The 23,568-nt window shown below is 45.5% G+C and carries 19 protein-coding genes; all 19 read left to right on the forward strand.

Annotation, left to right across the window (positions count from 1 at the left end):
- Positions 1–34: 34 nt before the first annotated feature.
- A complete protein-coding gene (gene pepT / locus A5878_RS01865) occupies positions 35–1,270 on the forward strand; it encodes a peptidase T (RefSeq protein WP_086294442.1) in 1,236 nt (411 codons plus the stop codon).
- A 149-nt stretch (positions 1,271–1,419) separates the two neighbouring features.
- Positions 1,420–2,217 carry a TIGR00282 family metallophosphoesterase gene (locus tag A5878_RS01870; RefSeq protein ID WP_010748642.1) on the forward strand — a complete coding sequence of 266 codons (798 nt, stop codon included), beginning with the start codon at positions 1,420–1,422 and terminating at the stop codon, positions 2,215–2,217.
- A 7-nt stretch (positions 2,218–2,224) separates the two neighbouring features.
- Entirely contained in the window at positions 2,225–2,614 is a 390-nt protein-coding gene (locus A5878_RS01875; RefSeq protein WP_086294443.1) for a YlbF family regulator, read from the forward strand.
- Complete coding sequence (mutS, locus tag A5878_RS01880) at positions 2,598–5,150, forward strand: DNA mismatch repair protein MutS (protein ID WP_086294444.1); 2,553 nt, start codon at positions 2,598–2,600, stop codon at positions 5,148–5,150. The genes A5878_RS01875 and mutS overlap by 17 nt, the downstream gene beginning before the upstream one ends.
- A gap of 15 nt (positions 5,151–5,165) precedes the next feature.
- Complete coding sequence (gene mutL / locus A5878_RS01885) at positions 5,166–7,274, forward strand: DNA mismatch repair endonuclease MutL (RefSeq protein WP_074535373.1); 2,109 nt, start codon at positions 5,166–5,168, stop codon at positions 7,272–7,274.
- Positions 7,271–7,831, forward strand: coding sequence for a nucleoside triphosphate pyrophosphatase (locus A5878_RS01890; protein WP_074535372.1), 561 nt, complete (start codon positions 7,271–7,273; stop codon positions 7,829–7,831). Before mutL ends, A5878_RS01890 begins: the two co-directional genes overlap by 4 nt.
- Positions 7,832–7,833: 2 nt before the next feature.
- Positions 7,834–8,232 (forward strand): GFA family protein, encoded by a 399-nt coding sequence (locus A5878_RS01895; RefSeq protein WP_074535371.1) that lies wholly within the window; start codon positions 7,834–7,836, stop codon positions 8,230–8,232.
- A gap of 88 nt (positions 8,233–8,320) precedes the next feature.
- Positions 8,321–8,752, forward strand: a complete 432-nt coding sequence (gene msrB, locus A5878_RS01900) for a peptide-methionine (R)-S-oxide reductase MsrB (protein WP_086294445.1) — start codon at positions 8,321–8,323, stop codon at positions 8,750–8,752.
- Between the two features lie 181 nt (positions 8,753–8,933).
- Entirely contained in the window at positions 8,934–9,524 is a 591-nt protein-coding gene (gene ruvA / locus A5878_RS01905; protein WP_005232405.1) for a Holliday junction branch migration protein RuvA, read from the forward strand.
- A gap of 14 nt (positions 9,525–9,538) precedes the next feature.
- Entirely contained in the window at positions 9,539–10,540 is a 1,002-nt protein-coding gene (ruvB, locus tag A5878_RS01910; RefSeq protein ID WP_005227171.1) for a Holliday junction branch migration DNA helicase RuvB, read from the forward strand.
- A gap of 351 nt (positions 10,541–10,891) precedes the next feature.
- Complete coding sequence (locus A5878_RS01915) at positions 10,892–11,803, forward strand: sugar ABC transporter permease (protein ID WP_005232388.1); 912 nt, start codon at positions 10,892–10,894, stop codon at positions 11,801–11,803.
- Positions 11,804–11,814: 11 nt separating this feature from the next.
- Complete coding sequence (locus A5878_RS01920; protein ID WP_005227173.1) at positions 11,815–12,696, forward strand: carbohydrate ABC transporter permease; 882 nt, start codon at positions 11,815–11,817, stop codon at positions 12,694–12,696.
- A 14-nt stretch (positions 12,697–12,710) separates the two neighbouring features.
- Positions 12,711–14,312 (forward strand): sugar ABC transporter substrate-binding protein, encoded by a 1,602-nt coding sequence (locus tag A5878_RS01925; RefSeq protein ID WP_005227174.1) that lies wholly within the window; start codon positions 12,711–12,713, stop codon positions 14,310–14,312.
- A gap of 377 nt (positions 14,313–14,689) precedes the next feature.
- Entirely contained in the window at positions 14,690–15,292 is a 603-nt protein-coding gene (locus tag A5878_RS01930; RefSeq protein ID WP_015508834.1) for a DUF624 domain-containing protein, read from the forward strand.
- Positions 15,285–16,205, forward strand: a complete 921-nt coding sequence (locus tag A5878_RS01935; protein WP_086294446.1) for an acetylxylan esterase — start codon at positions 15,285–15,287, stop codon at positions 16,203–16,205. The genes A5878_RS01930 and A5878_RS01935 overlap by 8 nt, the downstream gene beginning before the upstream one ends.
- Positions 16,196–16,975: an endonuclease/exonuclease/phosphatase family protein gene (locus A5878_RS01940; RefSeq protein WP_086294447.1), complete on the forward strand. Its 780-nt coding sequence runs from the start codon at positions 16,196–16,198 to the stop codon at positions 16,973–16,975. The genes A5878_RS01935 and A5878_RS01940 overlap by 10 nt, the downstream gene beginning before the upstream one ends.
- A 6-nt stretch (positions 16,976–16,981) precedes the next feature.
- Positions 16,982–19,132 carry a glycoside hydrolase family 3 N-terminal domain-containing protein gene (locus tag A5878_RS01945; RefSeq protein ID WP_074934427.1) on the forward strand — a complete coding sequence of 717 codons (2,151 nt, stop codon included), beginning with the start codon at positions 16,982–16,984 and terminating at the stop codon, positions 19,130–19,132.
- 15 nt (positions 19,133–19,147) lie between these two features.
- On the forward strand, positions 19,148–22,438 hold the full coding sequence (locus A5878_RS01950; protein ID WP_086294448.1) for a GH36-type glycosyl hydrolase domain-containing protein: 3,291 nt from the start codon (positions 19,148–19,150) through the stop codon (positions 22,436–22,438).
- Positions 22,439–22,451: 13 nt separating this feature from the next.
- Positions 22,452–23,411 (forward strand): LacI family DNA-binding transcriptional regulator, encoded by a 960-nt coding sequence (locus A5878_RS01955; RefSeq protein WP_005227180.1) that lies wholly within the window; start codon positions 22,452–22,454, stop codon positions 23,409–23,411.
- The last annotated feature ends 157 nt before the right edge of the window (positions 23,412–23,568 follow it).

Below are 23,568 nucleotides of genomic sequence, written 5' to 3' on the forward strand. Positions count from 1 at the left end.
TAGTAGAAGAATTGAAGAAAAAGGACGTGCAGAATTGAAAGCAATCTTAAAGGATTTTTTGACCTATGCAAAAATGAATACTCGCTCGGATGCGACGAGTCAGACCATCCCAACGACGCAGGGACAAGTTGAGTTGGCTCTTTTATTGAAAGATCAGTTGAGCGAGATGGGGCTAGCGGATGTTGCTTACTACGAAAAGAATAGTTTTGTGATCGGACGTCTACCTGGCAATCCTGAAAAAACGGCGATTGGCTTTATTGCCCATGTAGATACGGCAGATTTCGAAGCTGAAAATATTCAACCGCAGATCCATGAAAATTACGATGGCAAGGATGTTTGTTTAAATAAAGAAAAAGCCATTTATATGACAACTGCTGAATTTCCTAATCTCAAAGACTATGTCGGCGAAACGTTGATCACAACAGATGGAACGACCCTGCTGGGTGCAGATGATAAAGCTGGTATCGCAGAGATCATTGATGCGCTGCGGATCTTACAAACGATGGATGCGCATAAGCGTGGCGATGTCTGGGTCGCTTTTGGTCCTGACGAAGAGATCGGGACTGGCGCTGATCGCTTTGATGCGGCGGATTTTCCAGTGGCATTTGCTTACACGATGGACAGTGGTCGCGTGGGCCATATGGAGTATGAAACCTTTAATGCGGCTCGTATCGATATAACGATCGACGGTACGAGTGTGCATCCTGGGACTGCCTATGGTCGTTTGGTCAACGCCTTGAAAATCGCGCATCAAATCGATGATGCCTTACCAGCAGAGGAAGTTCCTGAACGCACCCGCGGGTATGAAGGCTTCTACCTGCTGCACAATTTGACGGGACATATTGGTCGAGCAGAAGTTTCTTATATCATTCGTGATCACGATCATACGCTTTTTGAACAGCGAAAAGCCAACATCGCGGGGATCATTGATGAACTGAACACAGCCTATGGGCAAGAACGTATCACCTATACGCTGTATGACCAATATTACAATATGGGGGATTTGATCAAGAAAGATCCCCGCAGTATCGAAGCTGCCCGAGCAGGGATGCAAGCGATTGGCGTGACGCCGATCGAAGCACCGTTTCGTGGCGGGACCGACGGCTCGAAAATCACCTATAAAGGGATCCCAACACCGAACTTATTTGTCGGCGGTGAAAACTTCCATGGCCAGTATGAATTTATTACCGTGGAAGCGATGGAAAAAGCCCGTGATTTGATCGTGGCGATCGTAGAACAGGTAGGACAAGAGGACACCACTGTTTCCTAAGAGAATTAAGCGACACGCTAGACTGATGCGAAAGAGTCTAGCGTGTTTTTTGTTCTGCTGCAGGGAAGAACCGCAAGTGAAAGAACCTTTTTTTTCTGGACCAAAACCCTTATAATAGAAAAGAAGCTAAAAGAGAAGAGGAAAAATGTGTGCGGGTATTATTCATTGGAGATGTAGTTGGTTCATTAGGAAGAGAAACAATCACGGAGTACCTTCCAAAATTAAAAAAGGCGTATCGGCCACAGGTGACGATCGCAAACGGCGAGAATGCTGCGGCGGGTCGTGGGATCACTGGTAAAATCTATAAGAAATTTTTGCAAGATGGTGTCGATGTCGTGACATTAGGCAATCATACATGGGACAACCGTGACATTTTTGAATTTATTGGCGATGCGAAGAAAATGATTCGTCCAGCCAATTTTCCAGAGGGAACACCGGGCGTCGGCATGGTATTTGTGAAAGTCAACACCATTGAATTAGCGGTAATCAACATGCAAGCTCGCTCGTTCATGGTAGACCTTGATGATCCGTTTCGCAAAATGGATGAACTGGTTGCGATTGCCCGCAAACGTACACCGTTTATCTTTGTGGATTTTCATGGGGAGACCACCAGCGAAAAACAAGCGATGGGCTGGTATTTGGATGGCCGTGTTTCGGCAGTCGTCGGCACGCATACCCATGTCCAGACCAATGATGCGCGGATTTTGCCCCAAGGAACAGCTTATTTGTCAGATGTCGGCATGACTGGTCCTTATGATGGGATCTTGGGGATGAAACGCGAACCAGTCATTGAAAAATTTTTGACGGCGTTGCCGCAACGGTTTGAAGTGATTGAAAAAGGCCGCAGTATTTTGTCGGCTTGCTTGCTTGAGATTGATGAAGCCACTGGTAAAGCAAAATCGATCCGTCCGATTCAAATCAGTGAAGATCGCCCATTTACAGAATAGGAGAAGCATGGAAGAGCAATTAGCCAAGGAACCACACGTTGCCCAAGAGCTGGCTGCTTTGCAAAGGCTCTTGTCTGATCATCCGATCGTTCAAGAATTTCAAGAAATTCAAGCACGAGCCTTGCAAAACCAAGGGCTATTGGAGCTGGAAGCAGCGCTGAAGCAAGCGCAAAAAGAAATCGTTCAATTTGAGCATTATGAGAAACCCGAAGCAAAAAAAGCTGCCGAGCAGCGTTATGCGTCATTGACAAACGAATACGAGCAGCATCCTTTAGTGGTTGCTTATCGCCAAGCGTTACTGCAAGCAGATGAATTGCTGCAATATGTCACGACGGAGATCCAAAAGAAAATGAATAAAGCCATCGAGGAGGATGAAACCAATGCCTCAAAAAACTAAAAATACCCCGATGATGGAACAGTATTTAAGCATCAAGGCTCAGTACCAAGATGCTTTTTTATTCTATCGTTTAGGGGATTTCTATGAATTATTTAATGAGGATGCTGTCAAGGCAGCACAAATTTTAGAACTGACGTTAACCAGCCGCAACAAAAATGCGGAGGAACCGATCCCTATGTGTGGGGTGCCTTACCACGCTGCCAGCAATTACATCGACACCTTGATCGAGCAAGGCTACAAAGTAGCGATTTGTGAGCAAGTGGAAGATCCAAAAACCACCAAAGGAATGGTCAAACGCGAAGTCGTTCAACTGATCACGCCGGGAACGGTGATGGACAGCAAAGGCCTATCCGCCAAAGAAAACAACTTTTTGACAGCTGTTTTGCAGCAAGGGGAGCGTTTTGGCTTTGCCTATGTCGATCTAAGTACCGGTGAATTAAAAGCAGCGCAATTGGAAGATGAAGAAGCTGTCGTCAATGAGGCCGCCGCTCTGCAAACGAAAGAAGTCGTTTTGTGCAGCGAGATCCCTGAGTCATTGCAAACAACACTGACCAATCGCTTGAATGTCGTGTTTTCTAAGCAAGAAACGTTGGAAAAAAATGCCGAATTTCAATTTTTAACAGAACCTCTCTCCCAAGAGTTAGAAAAAGTAGTCACAGGGAAGTTGCTAAGTTATTTGGCGATCACCCAAAAACGCAGTTTAGCGCATATTCAACAAGCCGTGGAATATCAGCCCGATCATGCCTTGAAAATGGATCATTATTCCAAATTCAACTTAGAATTGACGCAGTCGATTCGAACTGGCAAAAAACAAGGGACTCTTTTGTGGTTGTTGGACGAGACAAAAACCGCAATGGGTGGCCGTTTGTTAAAGCAATGGTTGGACCGTCCCTTGATCCAGCCAAAGAAAATCACTGCCCGCCAAGAAATGGTCCAATCGTTACTGGACAGTTTCTTTGAGCGAGCAGATCTGCAAGAAGCGTTGACGAAAGTCTATGACATGGAACGCTTAGTCGGACGGGTCGCCTTCGGAAATGTCAATGGCCGCGATTTGCTGCAGTTGAAATCTTCTTTGGAGCAAGTGCCTCTGATCGCGCAATTGCTGCAAGGCATCAACCGTGGCGAGTGGAATGGCTTGCTGCTGGAATTAACGCCCCTAGATGATTTGGTTGCACTGATCGAAGCGGCGATCGATGAAGATGCCCCGTTACAGATCACAGAAGGCAACATCATCAAAGACGGGTTCCATCAACAATTAGATGAATACCGTACAGCGATGCGTAACGGCAAGCAATGGCTGGCGGAATTAGAAGCCAACGAACGCCAAGCGACGGGAGTCAAAAACCTGAAAGTTGGGTTCAACCGCGTCTTTGGCTATTACATTGAGATCACGAAAGCCAATCTAGTGAATTTAGATACCTCTCGCTACGAGCGCAAGCAAACGTTAGCCAATGCGGAACGGTTTATTTCCCCCGAGTTGAAAAAACTGGAGACTTTGATTTTAGAAGCCGAAGAGAAATCGGTGGATTTGGAATACCGCCTGTTTCTTGACGTCCGTGAAGAAGTGAAAAAGAGTATCACCCGTCTACAAAAGTTAGCCAAAGCCGTCAGTGCGGTCGATGTCTTACAAAGTTTCGCCACAGTTTCGGAACGCTACCAATACGTGCGGCCGACAGTAGCGAAAAAACGAGCGGTATCGATCATCGACGGCCGTCATCCTGTAGTGGAAAAAGTCCTTGGTCACCAAGAGTACATTCCGAATAGTATCGTGATGGATGAAGAAACAGAGATCTTGTTGATCACAGGCCCAAATATGTCTGGGAAAAGTACGTACATGCGGCAGTTTGCCTTGCTAGTCATTATGGCGCAGATCGGCTGTTTCGTACCCGCACAATCTGCAGAGATGCCGATTTTTGATCGGATCTTTACTCGCATCGGTGCCAGCGATGACCTGATCGCCGGTCAAAGTACGTTTATGGTGGAGATGATGGAAGCCAACCAAGCGCTGCGTCATGCAACGCCTAACAGCTTGATTTTGTTTGATGAGTTAGGGCGTGGGACTGCGACCTATGATGGGATGGCATTGGCACAAGCCATTATTGAATATATCCACAAAGAAGTTCATGCCAAAACACTTTTCTCCACCCATTATCATGAGCTGACGGTTTTAGATGAGGAATTGGCGCACTTGCGCAATGTCCATGTTGGTGCCGTTGAAAAAGAAGGCGAAGTCGTCTTCTTGCATAAGATGATGGAAGGGCCCGCAGATAAAAGCTATGGGATCCATGTAGCCAAAATCGCTGGACTGCCAAGTGCACTCTTACAGCGCGCAGCCACGATCTTAAAAGCGCTGGAAGAACATGAACCGACGGTACAACCAAAACCCGTCGTCGAAGAAAGTCAGCAGTTGTCGTTGTTTAGTGAAGTATCTATGGAAGAAATCGGCGTCATCGATCAATTGAAGAAATTGAATCTGTTGGAAATGACCCCGATGGATGCTCTGAATACATTGTACGAGCTGCAAAAACGAATTTAGAAAGAAGGTCAGCAGATGGGAAAGATCCAAGAGTTATCCGAACGTCTGGCGAACCAAATCGCGGCAGGAGAAGTCGTTGAGCGACCGGCTTCTGTCGTCAAAGAATTAGTTGAAAACGCCGTGGATGCCGGCAGTACCCAAATCGATATTTTTATTGAAGAAGCGGGCTTGCGTAAAATCCAAGTCATCGATAATGGCGAAGGAATTGCAGAAGAAGATGTCTTGACTGCCTTTAAACGCCACGCTACCAGTAAAATCCACAATCGGGATGACTTGTTTCGAATACGTACCCTCGGGTTTCGCGGGGAAGCTTTGCCTAGTATCGCTTCGGTTTCGATCCTCTCGATTGAAACGGCAGTCAAAGGCGCCCAACAAGGCTCCTTTGTGCGCTTAAAAGGCGGCGCTGTTGAAGAGCATCTGCCTGCCAACTTGCGGCAAGGAACCAAGATCACTGTGGAAAACCTCTTTTACAATACACCGGCACGTTTGAAATATGTCAAGACGCTGCAAACGGAACTAGCGAACATCGGCGATATCGTCAATCGGATCGCCCTGAGCCATCCAGAAGTGGCTTTTCGTCTCGTTCATGAAGGCAATAAGATGTTGAGCACCACTGGAAGTGGGCAGTTAAAACAAACCATCGCAGGGATCTACGGGGTGGAAACCGCCAAAAAAATGATCGCGATCGATACTGAGGACCTCGACTTTAAAGTCACTGGCTTTGTGTCACTGCCAGAAGTCACCCGAGCCAGCCGCAACTATTTATCCACGATCATCAATGGTCGTTATATTCGCAATTTCGCTTTGAATAAAGCAATTGTTGCTGGTTACGGATCAAAATTGATGGTCGGTCGTTTTCCATTAGCTGTCCTTGAAATCAAAATGGACCCCTTATTAGTCGATGTCAACGTTCATCCGACTAAGCAAGAAGTTCGTTTGTCAAAAGAAGAAGAATTGACCAAGCTAATCAGTAAAGCCATCAATGAGGCGCTGCGGGAAATCAATTTGATTCCTAACGCGGCTGACAATCTGCGTTTTAAGAAAAAAGTGGCCGATCAGCCAAAAGCCCAGCAGCTTGGCTTGGAACTGGAGTCAGCAGGAAATTCGACTTCTGGGTTGTCTTATAATCGCGAAACAGGGAAATTTGAGGTGCAGGGCAATACTTATCAACAGACTGTGGATAACTCTGTGGAAAAACCTGTGGAGGAAGGTGGAAAACTTCCGGAAATGCCACAGGAATCTAGCGAAAACCTGTTGGAAGAAACCGAGGAAACCTTTCGCAGTTTGGAAGAGACGTTGCCAAATAAGCCTGTCCGAAAACCATTTGTGGAAGACCAGATGGGAACAAAAGCACCGCTGCCAGAAGCGCCAGTCTTTCTCCCAGATGAGACGCCAGAGCTTACGGCGCAAGATCTGCAAAGTCAAGCGACTCTGCATCCTGAAATGCATGGGGATGACCGCAACTACCTAAAAACGGTCGAACGGTTACTGGAAGAAGAACCAGCGAAGGAGCGTTTTCCCCAATTGGATTATTTTGGGCAGATGCATGGGACCTATTTGTTTGCCCAAAGCGAGGCGGGTCTATATATCGTCGACCAGCATGCGGCGCAAGAACGAATCAAATATGAGTATTACCGCGAAAAAATCGGCGAAGTGACCAATGACCTGCAAGAATTGTTGGTGCCGATCGTTTTGGATTATCCCAACAGCGATGCACTGCAATTACAAGAACAAAGTGAAAAGCTGGCGGAAGTCGGGATCCATCTGGAATCTTTTGGGACCAATAGTTTCATCGTCCGAGCGCACCCGACGTGGTACCCTAGCGGTGAAGAAGAAGCCATCATCCGCGAAATGATCGATATGTTATTGACCACAGGAAGTGTCAGTGTCAAAAAGTTTCGTGAAGCAACAGCGATCATGATGAGCTGCAAACGATCCATCAAAGCCAATCACTATTTGAATGAAGCACAAGCTAGGATCTTGTTGCAAGATTTAGCGAAATGCGAGAATCCCTTCAACTGTCCCCATGGTCGTCCGGTGCTGATCCATTTTACCAACAGCGACATGGAACGGATGTTCAAACGAATTCAAGATCCTCATCGAGCAAGGAGTGGCATGGAATGATTATTTTAGCTTCACAGTCGCCGCGGCGCAAAGAATTATTAGCGGAGTTAGTCTCGGAATTTGCGGTCATACCAGCGGATATCGACGAGTCGGTCCGACCAAACGAAACGGCGATCCCTTATGTCCAACGGATGGCAGCCGAAAAAGCGGCGGCTATTGCGCAAACCTATCCTGAAGATCTGGTGATCGCGAGCGATACGACGGTCGTGGTGGGTGAAGAGATCTTAGGAAAGCCAGTCGACCGTAAAGATGCTCGGTCGATGTTGCGAAAAATGAGCGGACGTACCCATTGGGTGCATACCGCCGTCGTTTTGCAAAAAGGCAAACAGCAACGCGAAGCAGTGGTTTCGACGGAAGTTGTGTTTCGTCCTTTGACGGATCAAGAGATCGACAAGTATCTTGTCTTAGATGAGTACCAAGACAAAGCGGGCGCCTATGGGATCCAAGGGGCGGCCAAAATATTTGTCTCATCGATAAACGGCGATTTTTATACGATCGTAGGGTTTCCTGTCGCTACGGTCTATCAGTTGTTGCAAGAGTTTACGGAGGAGGAATAAGGATGGATGTTTCTGGTAGTTGTCTTTGCGGCAAAGTCACGATCAACTTGACGGGAGTTGCGAAAGAAATCACGGTTTGTCATTGTAGTCTCTGCCAGAAATTTCACGGCGGACCGATGTTTGCTCTTGCGCCATGCGCTGAGGACCAGATGACTCTTCAAGGAGCGAAGTGGCTGCGACGTTACGATTCTTCTGAGTGGGCACAGCGAGGATTTTGCAGTCAATGCGGCTCGAGCCTGTTCTTTTACCTCAAAGAAGCACACACCTATTTTTTTGCGGCTGGGTTGTTTGGCAACTTGCCAGAAGCTGTCTTAACCGAAGAAATCTATACAAAAGACCAACCGCATTTTTACCATTTTGTGGAACCAACGACTCGTTGGCAAAAGCTGCAAAACCCTTAAGCAATTTGAGCAAGTCATTTTACATTCGCTAAGAAAAAAGGCATGATAGAGCATACAGGATGAGTCTAGAGGAAAAGCAGGTGAAAAAATGACAGATAAAAAAGAATTAAAAGAAAAATTGTCACCGATCGAATATGCGGTGACCCAAGAAAATGCAACCGAACGCCCCTTTACTGGCGAGTATGATGATTTTTATGAAAAAGGGATCTATGTTGATATCGTCAACGGAGAACCATTGTTTGCTTCTACTGATAAATATGACGCAGGTTGTGGCTGGCCGTCCTTTTCGAAACCGATCAGTCGCCAATATATTCAAGAAAAAGCCGATTTTTCTCACGGCATGCATCGGGTAGAAGTCCGCAGCAAAGAAGCTGACTCTCATTTAGGACATGTTTTTTCAGACGGTCCTCAGGACAAAGGCGGTTTGCGCTATTGTATCAACTCGGCAGCATTGAAGTTCATCCCTTTAGCAGAAATGGATGAAAAAGGCTATGGCGAATTCAAATCACTCGTTGAGTAAGTATTAGGAACTGTGTGCGAAAAAAAGACGCAGCAGCATGTCTCGTTTGAAAAAATGCGACTGAAACAACGGTTTTTCCTCCGTTTGTTTCCTGCTAAGCCTTTTCCTTCGTTCACAGTCCTTTTTTTGCCCTCTCGTCTGTGCTACAATAAAGGGAACGTATGTACAGAAAGGAAAGCACATGTACGAATATATCATAGGAAAAGTAACGGATATCTTTCCGGCGTATATCGTCGTTGAGACCCATGGCATCGGCTATCAGATCGCTTTTGGAAATCCGTATTCATTTAGCGGCAAGTTGAACCAAGAAGTAAAAATCTATCTGCACCAAGTGATTCGTGAAGATGCTCATAGTCTCTACGGCTTTGCCACGATCGAGGGCAAGCAGTTGTTTTTAAAATTGATCAGTGTCTCAGGTATTGGACCAAAGAGTGCGTTAGCAATCATGGCCAATGAAGACCATACAGGGTTGATCACGGCAGTCGAAAATGGGGACGTCAATTATTTGACTAAGTTCCCAGGTGTCGGTAAAAAGACGGCGCAGCAAATGATCCTAGACTTGAAAGGCAAAGTGGCTGAACTGGTTGGAGAAGAAGCGATCGTTCCTCTAAGCGTAGCAACGACTGCTTTAGATGAAGCGATGGAAGCCTTGAAAGCATTGGGTTATAGCGAAAAAGAAGTCAAGAAAGCCGAAAAACAATTAGCGGCGAATACCACAAAATCGACGGATGAGTACTTGCGGGAAGCTCTCCGATTGATGATGAAAAAGTAAGGAGCAAGTAGACGATGGATGAACGAATTGTTTCGCCAGAAAGCACAGAACAAGAAGAGATCATCGAAAAATCCTTGCGTCCGCAAACCCTTGCCCAATATATCGGACAAGACAAAGTCAAGCAGGAGCTTTCGATTTATATCCAAGCGGCGAAAAATCGAGAAGAAGCGTTGGATCATGTCCTCTTATATGGTCCGCCAGGCTTAGGGAAAACAACGATGGCAATGGTGATCGCCAACGAGATGCAGGTCCAAATCAAGACGACCAGCGGTCCTGCGATCGAAAAACCAGGGGATTTGATTGCGATCTTGAATGAGCTGCAGCCGGGGGATGTTCTGTTTATCGATGAGATCCATCGCTTGCCTCGTGTCGCCGAAGAAATGCTTTATTCGGCAATGGAAGATTTTTATGTGGATATCATGGTGGGGCAAGGGACAACGGCTCACCCAGTTCATTTTCCGCTCCCGCCATTTACCTTAGTCGGCGCAACGACGCGGGCGGGGATGCTCTCGGCGCCACTACGGGATCGCTTCGGGATCATTTCTCATATGCAATATTATGAAGACCATGATTTAAAAGAGATCGTGCAGCGGACTGCGTCGATCTTTGAAACGGATATCGTGGAAGAAGGGGCGATCGAAATCGCCCGCAGATCCCGAGGCACTCCACGGATCGCCAACCGTTTGCTTAAACGAGTTCGCGATTATGCGCAAGTGCAAGCGGATGGGTTGATCGATCGCACCGTTGCTGACCAGGCATTGGCGCTTTTGGCAGTCGATCATGCTGGCTTGGATTATATCGATCAGAAATTGATCCGCACGATGATCGAATTGTATCAAGGCGGCCCGGTGGGATTAAGTACGATCGCTGTCAATATCGGGGAAGAAACCGAAACAGTGGAAGATATGTACGAACCGTTTTTGATCCAAAAAGGATTTTTGAAACGCACCTCGCGTGGGCGGATCGCAACGCCGTTAGCCTATGACCATTTTGGCTATCCCCAAAGAAGTGAATAGAACGAAGCAGCAATCAACGATGATTGCTGCTTTTTTGTGCTTTTGGTGAAACGTTTCTTTTTATTTTTTAATGATTTCTATGAATTAATCGATGTGGAAAAATACAATATTTGTGAAATTTGATTAAAAGGAAATGTTTGTAAAAATGATTTCTTCTGAAAAAGCTGATATGAAAGCTTTTTTATTTGTGAGGAACCCAACGAAATTTGTGAAAAAAGAAAAGCTGAAAAAAATAATTGGAAAGGCTTGCATTTTCGATTGGCAGCGGATATAATCTTTTTGTAGAAACGTTTCACCAAAATGTGGAGATATAGGTAGTGTTGCGAGGATAGAAAGAAGGAGATTTTGTGTATGAGTAAACTGCAAAAGTTTTATAGTCAACGGCAGCTTCACTGGATGGTTTTTCCCGGCGTGGCATTTATGATCGTATTTAATTATATTCCGATCTACGGAATTATAATCGCTTTCAAAAACTATACGGTGATTGACACGATTTCATCAGCACCATGGGTCGGGTTAGAGAATTTCCGTATCATTATGAATGACAGTTTTTTCTGGGAAGCGGTTAGAAATACGTTAGCCATCAGCTTATTGAAATTAGGTTTAGGTTTTGCGATCCCGATTGTGTTAGCCATTATGATTTTTGAAATGCAAGATGGCCGCTTGAAGAAATTTATTCAAACGGTTTCATACATTCCCCATTTTTTCTCATGGATCGTGCTAGGTGGGATGATGATTTCTTGGCTGTCAACGAACGGCTTTATCAACCAAGTGCTGATGTCTGTAGGATTGATGGACAAAGGGGTCAATCATCTATTGGATCCAAGCAAATATTGGTGGATCGCGGTCCTTTCTGATCTATGGAAAGAAGTCGGCTGGGGAACGATCCTTTACTTGGCAGGTATGTCGCGGATCGATCCAACGTTTTATGAAGCCGCACGAATCGATGGTGCCAGCAAGCTAAGACAGATTCGTTCAATCACATTGCCATTACTGACACCGATCATCTCCTTAAACTTGATTCTGAATGTGAGCGGTATCTTAGGGTCAAACCTAGATCAAACATTAGTTTTAATGAATTCACAGAACCAAAACCGTTCAGAAGTCATCAACTCCTTCGTTTATAAAATGGGGTTGACGCAAGGTGATTTCTCTTATGCAACTGCTGTCGGCTTGGGGATCGCGGTCATTTCCGTCATCTTATTGGTGATCACGGATCGAGTGACCCGCAAGTTGAACAACGGCAATTCAGTTATCTTATAGGAGGAAAAAACATGATCAAAAGAAAAGCAAAAGAAAACACGTGGTTTTACTTCTTCAATACCGTGATCTTGATTTTATTCTCATTGATGATCATCGTACCGATTTGGAATATCTTGGTTTCCTCCGTGTCTTCTAGTTCTGGATTAGCGGGCAACGGCCTCGTGTTATGGCCCAAAGGCTTTACCTGGGAAAACTATCGGAAAGTTTTTTCTGACGCAAGTATCCCCCGTGCCTTCTTGATCTCAGTGTTAAAAACGGTTCTTGGGGCTGCGACCCATACCTTGTTTTGTGCGATCGTGGCTTACGGATTAAGTAAATCACGCTTGGTCGGCCGCAACATCTATACAACGATGGGGGTCATCACCATGTACTTCAGTGGTGGGATGATTCCAACGTACTTGCTGATTCGCTCGCTAGGATTACTGGATTCTTTCTGGGTCTACATTATTCCAGCCTTGTTCAGCTACTATGATGTCGTGATTTTAATGAACTTTTTCCGTGAGATTCCGCCTTCACTCGAAGAATCTGCGAAGATCGACGGTGCAAGTGAATTCCAAATCTTCTATAAAATCTTCTTACCATTAACGAAACCGGCCTTGGCAACCATCATCTTGTTCAACGGGGTTGGCCAATGGAACGATTTTATGACGACAAAACTGTATATCACAAAAGAGTATCTCTATCCGCTGCAAATGAAGATTTATGAAATCATCGTCCAATCCAACTTGAGTACGATGACTGAAAGCGGTAGTACCGACTTTATCGTCCAAGCAACGACCCGTGGGGTTCAGTTGGCTACGATCGTCATCACGACAGTGCCAATTTTAATTATATATCCATTGCTTCAAAAACACTTTATCGGCGGTATGATGGCCGGTGCAGTAAAAGAATAGAAAGAGGGATAGACATGAAAAAAGTAGTAGGCGGTTTATTGGCAGCATCAGCATTACTCAGCTTAGCAGCATGTGGCGGCAGCTCAGACAATGCCAGCAGTTCGGATTTTTCTATCAAAGATCGGTATGAGTTAGATGAAAAGACACCAGCATGGAAACTCGATACCAAAGAAGAACCAACCAAGATCACATGGTACATCAATTCAGACTGGACAGCTTTGCCATTTGGTGAAGATGTGACGACAGCCCAAATCAAAAAAGATTTGAACATTGATATTGAATTTATTTCAGGGGATGATTCGAAATTAAATGCTTTGATTTCAAGTGGTGATATGCCAGATATCGTGACGTTGATGGATAAAACCAGCCAAGCAGCCACAAAAGCTGATAGCTGGGCATACTCATTGAACGATTTAGCGGAACAATACGATCCGTATTTGATGAATGTCGTGACCGAAGATACCTTCAAATGGTTTGCTTTAGATGATGGCAAAACTTATGGCTATCCAAACTATTCCAACACAGCAGCAGACTACGAAAGCGGCAATATTCCCGTCAACGACAACTTTGTGATCCGTGAAGATGTCTATGAAGCATTAGGCAAACCAGATGTTTCGACGCCAGAAAACTATGTGAAAGTCATGAAAGAAATCAGCGAGAAATTCCCTGATTTGACACCAATGGGCTTCACAACGATCGGCGAAACAGCAGGACCATTCTTAGATAAATTGCAAGATTTCTTAGGTGTTCCATTAGAAGATGAAGATGGTGCGTTCTACGACCGTAATTTAGATGAAGAATATATCTCATGGTTGAAAACCTTCAATCAAGTGTATCGTGACGGCAACATCAGTGATGACAGCTTTACCGATGACGGTCCAACCTATGATGAAAAAGTAAAACAAGGGGACTATGCAACGATCTTAGTCGCAGGAACGAGCGGACAAGGTGGGAACTTCACTGAATTCATGAAAAACTCTGACACACGCTACATCGCAATCGATGGCCCTGCCAGCACGTCTGGTCGTGAAGCAACCTTGAACCAAACAGGAATCTCTGGCTGGTTGATCAACTACATCACAAAAGATGCGGCGGATCCAGCAAAAGTAACCCAACTCTTCACGTACTTGATCGATGAACCAGGACAAATTTTGACAAAATTCGGTGTTGAAGGCGTGACGTATGAATACAACGATGAAGGCAAAATCGATTACTTGCCAGAAATCAAAGAAATGGAACAAACCGACAACGAAGGCTACAACAAAAAATATGGTATCAGCCGTTTCAACTACTTTAACAATGACCGTGTCAATGCACTGAAAGTCAAAACCGAAAATGCGTTGACTCAAATGCAAGAGTGGGGCGAAGGCAAATTGTATCCACACTTTGTGATCGAAAATACGGATCCAGATGCTGGAACTGCTGAAGCACGTTCAAACACAGCCATCAAAACCAAAATCAACAGCACGATCATCTCACTGATCCGTTCAAAAGATGAAGGAACATTTGACAGCACACTAACCGACTTTGAAAGCTTCTTAGATTCAAACAACTGGGATGCAATCAAAGACATTAAAACTGAAAAAATGGCCGAAAACCGCGAACGACTAAAATAACCCCCATAGGAGAGGAAAGGAAGCCAAAAAAAAGACCTTTCCTCTCCTTTGCTTTGAATCACTGCGATTGGCTCACGTAGTGAGACAGAGCAGATGATGAAAAGTACTAGGCGACTGTAAGGATCGTAGTGACCAACCAAAGAAACACAGGTTTTGCGCGCACTTTGCGCAAAATCTGATGTTTCAAAGTACTAGGCGACTGCAGGGAGCGTAGTGTCCATACAAAGAATCACTGCGATTGGCTCACGTAGTGAGACATGCAACCTGCAACCCAGAAAACTGTACGTTGAGAAACGACCCAAATTCACAAGAAGGCAAGAAACAAGTTTACGTAGCACCCGCAGCACAAATCAGCAAGTTTTGATTGGAGGATCATAATGAATCGACTATTTTCTTATGAAGGATGGTACTATCGGGTCTTTGCTTTTTTAGCAGATATGATCATTGTTAGTTTTCTCTTTATGATTCCAGCAATGACGCTGATTCTCGCAGGACCAGCATTGATCGCGCTGTATCAGACGATCGATCAATTGTACAAGGAACGGGATGTCCCGATTTGGCAGCGATACAAGCAAGCATTCTTAAGCAACCTCAAACGTGGGCTCTTCTTAGAAGGTCTTATTATTGCGTATGTCGCAGTCTTTGCTGGGTTGATCTATTCCTTGATGATGATTACACCTTACTTTGGCGTTTTAGCCGTGATCCTCGTCAGCTTGGCTGCGCTGTATCTCGTCGTGTTCGTTCTCTTGTACAGCTTGTTTGCCCAATCATTGCAAGAAACAGCAAAAGAAACGGCCTATGCGGTTCTTAGCAGTACGGCGAATGCGATCATTTTATTGGTGATCCCCATTCTTGTCTTTGTATTGTGCAGCAAAGTGAACCTATTCTTATTTGTTTGTTTAGGGATCTCAGGCTCAGCCTTTGTCCAAGTGTTGTTTTTCAATAAAGTATTAGCGAAGGGGGAAGAGACAAATGACTGAATCCACAGCGACGGATCGATCCTATTTTTGGGCTTCGGTCCAACAAGAACTTGACACCCTTCCGCTAGCCTTTGAAAGAACCAAACAAGCGCCTTTGCTGAAAGGGATTGATTGTTTTACGATTTCTTTTCAAAGTCTTGATAATGAAACGATCTATGGGCATCTGCTGCTGCCAGAACAAGCGGCAGATTGTCCAATCGTGATTGATTTTTTAGGCTATATGAATCATGTGCAAGAACCGTTCCAATTTGCTCATTGGTTATTGATCGGCTGCGGCTGTCTTGTCATCGACAATCGCGGACAAGGGGGACGCACGCAAGATCAGGTTCCCTATGAAACCACGCAGCATGAAGCACCTTTTGGACGCGGCATCTTGAAAAAAGAAGATTTTTATATGAAGCGATTGGTCGCAGATAGTTTGCGCACACTAGAAGTCCTTCAACAGATACCGGAAATCGATCCGCAGCGCATTATTTTAAGAGGCGGCTCACAAGGAGGCGGCATCGCCTTATTGGTCAACGCATTAACGAACGTCCCGATTTTTGCGACGTTTGCCGATGTGCCAAGCCACTCCAATCTTGTCCATCGGATCGAACAAAAAACAGGAAGTTACCAGGTGATTCAAGAGTATATCGAACAATTTCCAGAAACGCGGGAAACGATCTATCAAGTCATGAGTTATTTTGATTTGAAGTATTTTGCTCATCAGATAACTGGTCCTGTTTATACATCGGTCGGCAGTGCTGATCCCATCTGTCCCATGGAAGATTTCTTCGTTTCCTATAAAAAGATTCCTGGACCGAAAGAATTGCGTATTTACTTAAATAAAGGGCATGGCGGCGGCGAAGCGAAACAAATCCGTCGTGAGATGCAGCAAATCACAAAATTACTCAAAGGAAATGAATGCAGATGAAAGCAGCAACCTATAATCTACGAGTCGATACCGACTATGACCAAGAATGGCAATGGCACTATCGATCGGAGGCGGTCTGCTCCTTGATCGATTACTACGACTGGGATGTTCTGGCGATCCAAGAAGCTCGTCCCAGCCAATTTGCAGATTTAGCAAAGTTAGCGCAGTATGCTTCCGTCACGGCTGAACGTGACGGGGATGGCTTAGGCGAAGGCATCGGACTGTATTATCAAAAAGATACTTTCGAGTTATTAGCTTCAGGTTCGTTTTGGTTGTCATTGACACCGACTGAACCAAGTATTCATCCAGAAGCTGCGTATTCACGATTATGTGTTTGGGCAATCTTGCAGGAAAAAAAGAATCCGCCGTTTCTTGCTATCACGACTCATTTAGATAATATTTCAGAAATGGCTCGTTTTGAAGGGATGAAAGTGATCCTTGAGCAGCTGGCAGATCAGATCGAACGTTATCCTGTATTGCTGATGGGCGACTTGAATGCGGAGCCAACGGAGCGGGTGCATCGGTACTTAGAGCAGCATTTTCAAAATGCCAAAGAACATGGACAGAAGCCCCATCATGGGCCAAAAGGCTCCTATCAAAATTTTATTTATACGTTACCATGGCAAGAACTAGAAGAAATTGATTATATCTATACGAAAGGCTTCGCGGTGGTCAAAACCGCCTGTCTAACGGATTCTTATGATCGTCGTTTTCCCTCCGATCATTTTCCTTTAGAAGCAGAAGTCCAATTTGAAGAAAGCAAAGGATGAATAAAAATGGAACAGCAGAAATTAACCGAACTACTTTCAGAAATGACCTTAGATGAAAAAATCGATCAGTTGCTGCAACTGGCAGCGGCTTTTTATTCAGATAAAGCAGAAGAGAAAACAGGTCCGATGGGCGACTTAGGACTGACACAAGAAAACATCAACAATGCGGGAACAACGCTAGGTGTTTCTGGTGCGAAAGAAGCGATCCGCGTCCAAAAAGAGTATATCGCCAATAACCGCTTGAATATCCCGACGATATTGATGGCGGACATCATTCACGGCTTTCGGACGATTTTCCCGATTCCATTAGGATTAGGTAGTTCATGGGATTTGGCAGCAGCGGAGAAAATGGCGGAAGTATCTGCCAAAGAAGCAGCTGTTTCTGGCTTGCATGTGACCTTTTCGCCGATGGTGGACTTAGTAAGAGACCCACGCTGGGGCCGTGTCATGGAATCGACGGGGGAAGATCCTTACTTGAACAGTCGCTTCGCTGAAGCCTTCGTCAAAGGCTATCAAGGGGATGATCTGCGAACGGATTTCAACCGCGTGGCTGCTTGCGTCAAACATTTTGCGGCTTACGGTGCGGCTATCGGTGGTCGCGATTACAACACGGTCAATATGTCAGAACGACAACTGCGAGAAAGTTATTTGCCAGGCTATAAAGCAGCCCTTGATGCTGGTGCCAAGCTGGTGATGACCTCCTTTAATACGGTAGACGGCATTCCAGCAACGGCCAATCGCTGGCTTTTCCGCGATGTTTTGCGAGAAGAATTCGGGTTTGAAGGCGTTGTGATCTCTGACTGGGCAGCAATCAAAGAAGTGATCGCTCATGGCGCAGCGGAGGATGAAAAACATGCCGCTGAACTAGCCATCAAAGCTGGAGTCGATATCGAGATGATGACGACTTGCTACACCGATAACTTGAAAGAGTTGATCGCAGAAGGCACCGTTGAGGAAGCCTTAGTCGATGAAGCGGTGCTAAGAATCTTGACTTTAAAAAATGAGCTGGGGCTATTTGAAAATCCATACCGCGGCGCTGATGAAGCCGCTGAAGCAGCCACTGTTTTGTCTCAAGAACACCGAGAGATCGCCAGCGATATCGCAAAGAAATCAATGGTGTTGTTGAAAAATGAAGGTGTCCTGCCGTTGCAGAAAACCGAAAAAGTCGCGATCGTGGGCCCAGGTGCTCACTCCCGTGATCTATTAGGGGCTTGGTCTTGGCAAGGGAAACAAGAAGAAGTAGTGACTTTAGTGGAGGGTGCCCAAGCCTTGGGTGCGGATCTGTTGATCGGTCAAGAGCCCTTTGATTATTTTGCACCGTCTGAAACGGCGATCCAAGAAGCAATCGAATTAGTGAAGGCAGCCGATAAAGTGGTCTTAGCACTAGGAGAGCAGGAATGGATGAGCGGCGAAGCTGCCAGCCGCAGCGACATTCGTTTGCCGCAAGCCCAATTGTCCTTGGTTGAAACCTTAAAAGAATACAACGAGCAATTGATCGTAACTCTTTATAACGGTCGTCCTCTTGATTTGCAAGGTGTGGATGCAGCCAAAGCGATCGTCGAGGCTTGGTTCCCTGGAACCGAAGGCGGAAACGCACTTGCTCAGATCCTGTGGGGAGAATACAATCCAAGCGGTCGCTTGAGCATGTCATTCCCAGAAACCGTTGGACAAGTTCCTGTGTATTACAACGTTGACAATACCGGTCGTCCTTATGAAAGTGCACCGGATGAAAAATATGTCTCGAAATATTTGGATGTCTCCAATTATGCCAAATATCCATTTGGGTTTGGTTTGAGTTATAGCCCAGTTGCGTATTCTGCGGTGACGTTGGATCAGCCGACTATGACCAAAGATCAAACGGTCACGGCTTCCATCACTGTTACGAACCAAGGAACAGCAGCGGTCTGGGAAACGGTCCAATGCTACATTCGCGATTTAGTCGGTGAAGTGGTTCGCCCAGTGAAAGAACTGAAAGGCTTTAAGAAAATTTGGCTAGAGGCTGGCGAATCAGCAACCGTTCAATTTGAGATCACGGAAGAACTGCTGCGCTATGTCCACAGCAACCAACAATTAAGCAGTGATCCAGGGAAATTCCACATCATGATTGGTGGGAACAGCCGAGACACCCAACAAACAACCCTGCAATTAGTTAGGTAAGATAGGAAGGTTTCTATGACGAAAAAAATAGTGATGAATAACGCAAATACGACCGTGACATTTTTACCAAACGGTGATTTATATGAGATCCAAAGTCACGGTGTGATGATCAATCAGTTGAACGGAAATGCGCTAGATGGCAGTTTGAATCAAATCTATCTACGTCTGCGTGAGGCGGGGGAGTTGTCCTTTATTCCCTTGATCGGTTCAAATGCTAACAGTGCCTTTGCCTACTCAGAAAAACAGCTGACTTGGACTGGGACGTATCAGTCCATCAATTACCAAGTTGATTTCCAATTGGCACAAGATTGCTGGTTCTGGCGGGTTCAATTGAGTGGTTCTGGGGAAGCGGAACTGGTTTACGGACAAGATCTTGGCAATGCCGCCAAAGGGGCTGTTCAATCCAATGAAGCCTATGTTTCGCAATATATCGACCATCATGTTAGCCATGATAAGGATCGCATCGTGCTTTCTTCGCGCCAAAATCAACCACAAAATGGTCAATTTCCATTGGTGGAACAGGGCAGCTTCCAAGCCTTAAAAGGCTTCTCAACGGATGGCTATCAATTTTTCGGTCGCAGCTACAAAGAAACGAATCAACCAGCTGCACTTAGCCAAGAAACGTTAGCCAATGAAGTGTATCAATACGAATTTGCCTATACGGCACTGCAAACGCAATGGTTGATGGTAAGTGAGACGCCTACAGAAATCGTTTTTTACGCAGCGGTCAAAGCCAATCAAGCGACGGCAGTCAATGAACCGCAGTTTGCACTTGAAACGCTGAAAGAAACGTATCAAGCCTTGTCCTTTGACTCGTTGCAAGCAACGGCGCAGCCACGAAAAAACTTCGGTCGACCACTCACAGGGCTGACATTTTCCACAGAAGAAATCAACGAGCGGTTCCCGCAGCAAGAAGCAGTGGAAATCGTTGATAAGCAGCTTTATTCCTTTTTTACCCCTGACTATCACCATGTCGTGTTGAAGGAAAAAGAAGCACAGATGGAACGCTCCCATGGGCATATTTTGATGAGCGGACAAGAGTTGATCGTCGATCAACCCATTTTGAGCACGACTGTTTACATGACGGGGATGTTTAACTCCCAAATCGTATTAGGCAATACGAACATGAACAAATTGTTGAGTAATAGCCGCAACTCATTGAATCTGTTCAAACGTTCTGGTCAGCGGATCTATCTGAAAGACGGCGATCAATGGCGGATTTTAACGATGCCATCTGCTTTTGAAATGGGCTTGAATTCGGCGACGTGGTACTACAAAACAGCGGATGATGTCATTCAAGTAACGACCTTCACTAAAGCAAATGGACGCACGATCGCAACCACCATCACTAGTGAACAAGGTCGTGCCTACACCTGGGCTATCACTAATCAATTTGTGATGGGGATCGATGAAGCCGCACCGACTGCTACTGTTACGCAAGACCAGCAATTGCTCACCATCAAAGGAACAGCGGATTCACCGATTGCGGAAACTTATCCAGAATTGACGTATTATCTCCATGCAGCTCAACCTTTTGAACTGACCGATGAAGCAATCTTCAATGTGGCCGCTGCTGACAGCACGACCGTATTGACCTTTGCAGAACAGGCGACGGTTTCCTTCGTGATCCAAGGCACACTGACTGGTGAACCCTTTGTTTCCGAAACGTTAGATCGCCAGCAAGAAGACACTGCCTATACGGCCTTTGTCGATGATTTGTTGAATCAGTTTGAATTGAAACATTCGCAGGCGGACGTTACATCCTTCAATCACTTGGCACGTTGGTACACCCACAATATGCTTGTTCATTACCTGTCTCCTCATGGTCTTGAACAGTACGGTGGTGCTGCTTGGGGGACTCGAGACGTTTCCCAAGGACCGACTGAGTATTTCTTAGCACTTAATCGTCCTGAAATGGTGGCGTCCATCATCGAGCATTTGTTTGAAAATCAATTTGCAGATGACGGCAACTGGCCACAATGGTTTATGTTTGACCGCTATGAGAAACAAAAAGCCGATGAGAGCCACGGAGATGTGATCGTCTGGCCAATGAAAGTCGTTAGTGACTATCTCGAAAAAACCAAAGATTTCGCGATTTTGGAAAAAGAACTGCCTTATACGGATCGCGCAACCTTCTTGAAAACCAAGACCAAAGCTTCATTGTTTGATCATTTGAAAAAAGAAGTGGCGTATATCGAAGCGAACTTCTTGGAAGGAACGTATCTGTCTTGTTATGGCGATGGCGATTGGGATGACACCTTGCAGCCAAATAACAGTAAGTTGAAGAAACAAATGGCCAGCAGCTGGACCGTTGCCTTGACCTATGAAGTATTGAAAAAATTAGCCAGCCAGTTGCAGTCATTTGACCCAGAGTATGCCAAACATTTAACAAAACTGTCTAAGGGCATCAAACACGACTTTGAAAAATACATGTTAGCTGATGGTACTTTGCCAGGATTTGTCTATATGGAAGATAGCGAGCACGTGGAACTGATGGTCCATCCGACTGACAAGAAAACTGGTATCCAATACCGCTTGCTGCCGATGCAGCAAAGCATGATCGGTGAGCTGTTATCTCCCGAACAAGCCGATCATCATGTGGCGATCATCAAGGAGCATTTGCAATTTCCAGATGGGGTGCGTTTGATGAATCGTCCAGCGACTTATGCGGGTGGTGTCAGCACCAATTTCAAGCGAGCAGAACAAGCAGCCAACTTTGGACGAGAAATCGGTTTGCAGTACGTTCACGCCCACATCCGCTTTACCGAAGCGATGGCGAAATTAGGCCGAGAAGAAGAGACTTGGCAAGCGCTAGGGGTCATCAATCCGATCCAGATCGCTCAACGGGTCGAAAACGCGGAGATCCGTCAAGCAAATGCGTATTTCAGCAGTTCTGATGGCGATTTCAAAACAAGGGTTGAAGCCCAAGAAAATTTTGGTAAACTTAAGGAGGCAGCAGTCGGCGTCAAAGGCGGCTGGCGCATCTATTCTAGTGGTCCAGGGATCTATATGAATCAGTTGATCAGCAATGTGTTAGGCATTCGGACCTTTGTTGATCACGTTGAACTTGATCCTGTCTTGCCAGCGGAGCTAGCAGGATTGACACTGACGTATCGACTCTTTGATCGGCCGGTCGAAATCGTCTATCATTCGGCAAGTACGCCGAAAGTATTGATCAACGGGGAAGAAATGTCCACTGAGTTTGCGGAAAATCGCTACCGTCAAGGTGCGCTTGTCCTGAAGAAAGCAGCACTTTGCGCCAAATTAAACGAAAACCAAACCAATACGATCGATATTTATCGTTAAGAAAGGAGAAGCCATGGTAGGAATCAAAGATATTGCCCAAAAAGCGGGTGTCTCCATATCCACCGTTTCGTATGCATTGAATGGCAGTCCAAAAGTGACCGAGGAAACCCGTGCGCGGATTCAAGCGATCGCAAACGAATTGAACTATGTTCCGAACATGGCTGCTCGCACACTGAAACGCAGACAAACCAACATCATCGGTGTTTATCTCGCCGATTATGCCGGAAGTTTTTATGGGGAATTGCTAGATGGCATCAAGAAAGGGTTGGAACTTTTCGGCTATGAAATGATCGTCTGTAGCGGCAAGAAGTCACACTTGTTTATTCCTGAGCGGATGGTGGACGGTGCCATCATTTTGGATTGGACGTTTCCAGCAAAGGAAATCGAGCAATACGCCCAACGAGGGCATCAAATTGTCGTGTTAGACCGTGTCTTGTCTCATGAAAACATCCATCAAGTCTTGTTAGACAATAAAGGAGGGGCGGCGCTGGCGATCGATCGCTTGATCGCTGGACAAAGCCAAAAAGTCTTCCTCTTAGCAGGGCCAGAAAAAGGCTACGACAGTCGGGAGCGTTTGGAAGCCAGTACGAAAGAATTGACGCGCTTTGGTATTCCTTATGAAGTCATTCCTGGTGACTTCACAGAACCTTCTGGTTATCGAGCGGCAAAACAGCTCTTAGCAAATGATCCCCAGTTTCCCATTGATATCTTTGCCTTCAATGATGAAATGGCGATCGGGGTCTACAAATATGTCCGTGAGACCGACTATCGCATCGGAAAAGAGATCCGCATCATCGGGTTTGATAACACGGAATTAGGCGCTTTTGTGCAGCCGCGCTTAGCGACGATCTCCTATTCGAAACATCGATGGGGCATGGTGGCAGCTGAGAAAATCGTACAATCGATCCAAGGGGAACCAGTGGCCGACGAGCATATTTATACCACTTTTGTGGATGGTGGATCATTTATTTAATTGATCTATTAAAGGAAAAAGAGTTGAAAAAGCCTCAAACAGAGAACGCTGTTTGAGGCTTTTTTTGCGTTATTTCAAAAATAACTTTACTTATTTTATCAAAAACAGTGATTTATAAAAAAAATAATAATTTTTATTTTGTTATTTTATATGCAAT

Source organism: Enterococcus sp. 3G6_DIV0642, assembly GCF_002140635.1.
Classification (GTDB): Bacteria; Bacillota; Bacilli; order Lactobacillales; family Enterococcaceae; genus Enterococcus_D; species Enterococcus_D casseliflavus.

Excerpts from the sequence above, each read along its gene's own strand:
- A5878_RS01875 (WP_086294443.1), top strand. The coding sequence starts at position 2,225 with ATGGAAGAGCAATTAGCCAAGGAACCACACGTTGCCCAAGAGCTGGCT.
- mutS (WP_086294444.1), top strand. The coding sequence starts at position 2,598 with ATGCCTCAAAAAACTAAAAATACCCCGATGATGGAACAGTATTTAAGC.
- mutL (WP_074535373.1), top strand. The coding sequence starts at position 5,166 with ATGGGAAAGATCCAAGAGTTATCCGAACGTCTGGCGAACCAAATCGCG.
- A5878_RS01890 (WP_074535372.1), top strand. The coding sequence starts at position 7,271 with ATGATTATTTTAGCTTCACAGTCGCCGCGGCGCAAAGAATTATTAGCG.
- A5878_RS01895 (WP_074535371.1), top strand. The coding sequence starts at position 7,834 with ATGGATGTTTCTGGTAGTTGTCTTTGCGGCAAAGTCACGATCAACTTG.
- msrB (WP_086294445.1), top strand. The coding sequence starts at position 8,321 with ATGACAGATAAAAAAGAATTAAAAGAAAAATTGTCACCGATCGAATAT.
- ruvA (WP_005232405.1), top strand. The coding sequence starts at position 8,934 with ATGTACGAATATATCATAGGAAAAGTAACGGATATCTTTCCGGCGTAT.
- ruvB (WP_005227171.1), top strand. The coding sequence starts at position 9,539 with ATGGATGAACGAATTGTTTCGCCAGAAAGCACAGAACAAGAAGAGATC.
- A5878_RS01915 (WP_005232388.1), top strand. The coding sequence starts at position 10,892 with ATGAGTAAACTGCAAAAGTTTTATAGTCAACGGCAGCTTCACTGGATG.
- A5878_RS01920 (WP_005227173.1), top strand. The coding sequence starts at position 11,815 with ATGATCAAAAGAAAAGCAAAAGAAAACACGTGGTTTTACTTCTTCAAT.
- A5878_RS01925 (WP_005227174.1), top strand. The coding sequence starts at position 12,711 with ATGAAAAAAGTAGTAGGCGGTTTATTGGCAGCATCAGCATTACTCAGC.
- A5878_RS01930 (WP_015508834.1), top strand. The coding sequence starts at position 14,690 with ATGAATCGACTATTTTCTTATGAAGGATGGTACTATCGGGTCTTTGCT.
- A5878_RS01935 (WP_086294446.1), top strand. The coding sequence starts at position 15,285 with ATGACTGAATCCACAGCGACGGATCGATCCTATTTTTGGGCTTCGGTC.
- A5878_RS01940 (WP_086294447.1), top strand. The coding sequence starts at position 16,196 with ATGCAGATGAAAGCAGCAACCTATAATCTACGAGTCGATACCGACTAT.
- A5878_RS01945 (WP_074934427.1), top strand. The coding sequence starts at position 16,982 with ATGGAACAGCAGAAATTAACCGAACTACTTTCAGAAATGACCTTAGAT.
- A5878_RS01950 (WP_086294448.1), top strand. The coding sequence starts at position 19,148 with ATGACGAAAAAAATAGTGATGAATAACGCAAATACGACCGTGACATTT.
- A5878_RS01955 (WP_005227180.1), top strand. The coding sequence starts at position 22,452 with ATGGTAGGAATCAAAGATATTGCCCAAAAAGCGGGTGTCTCCATATCC.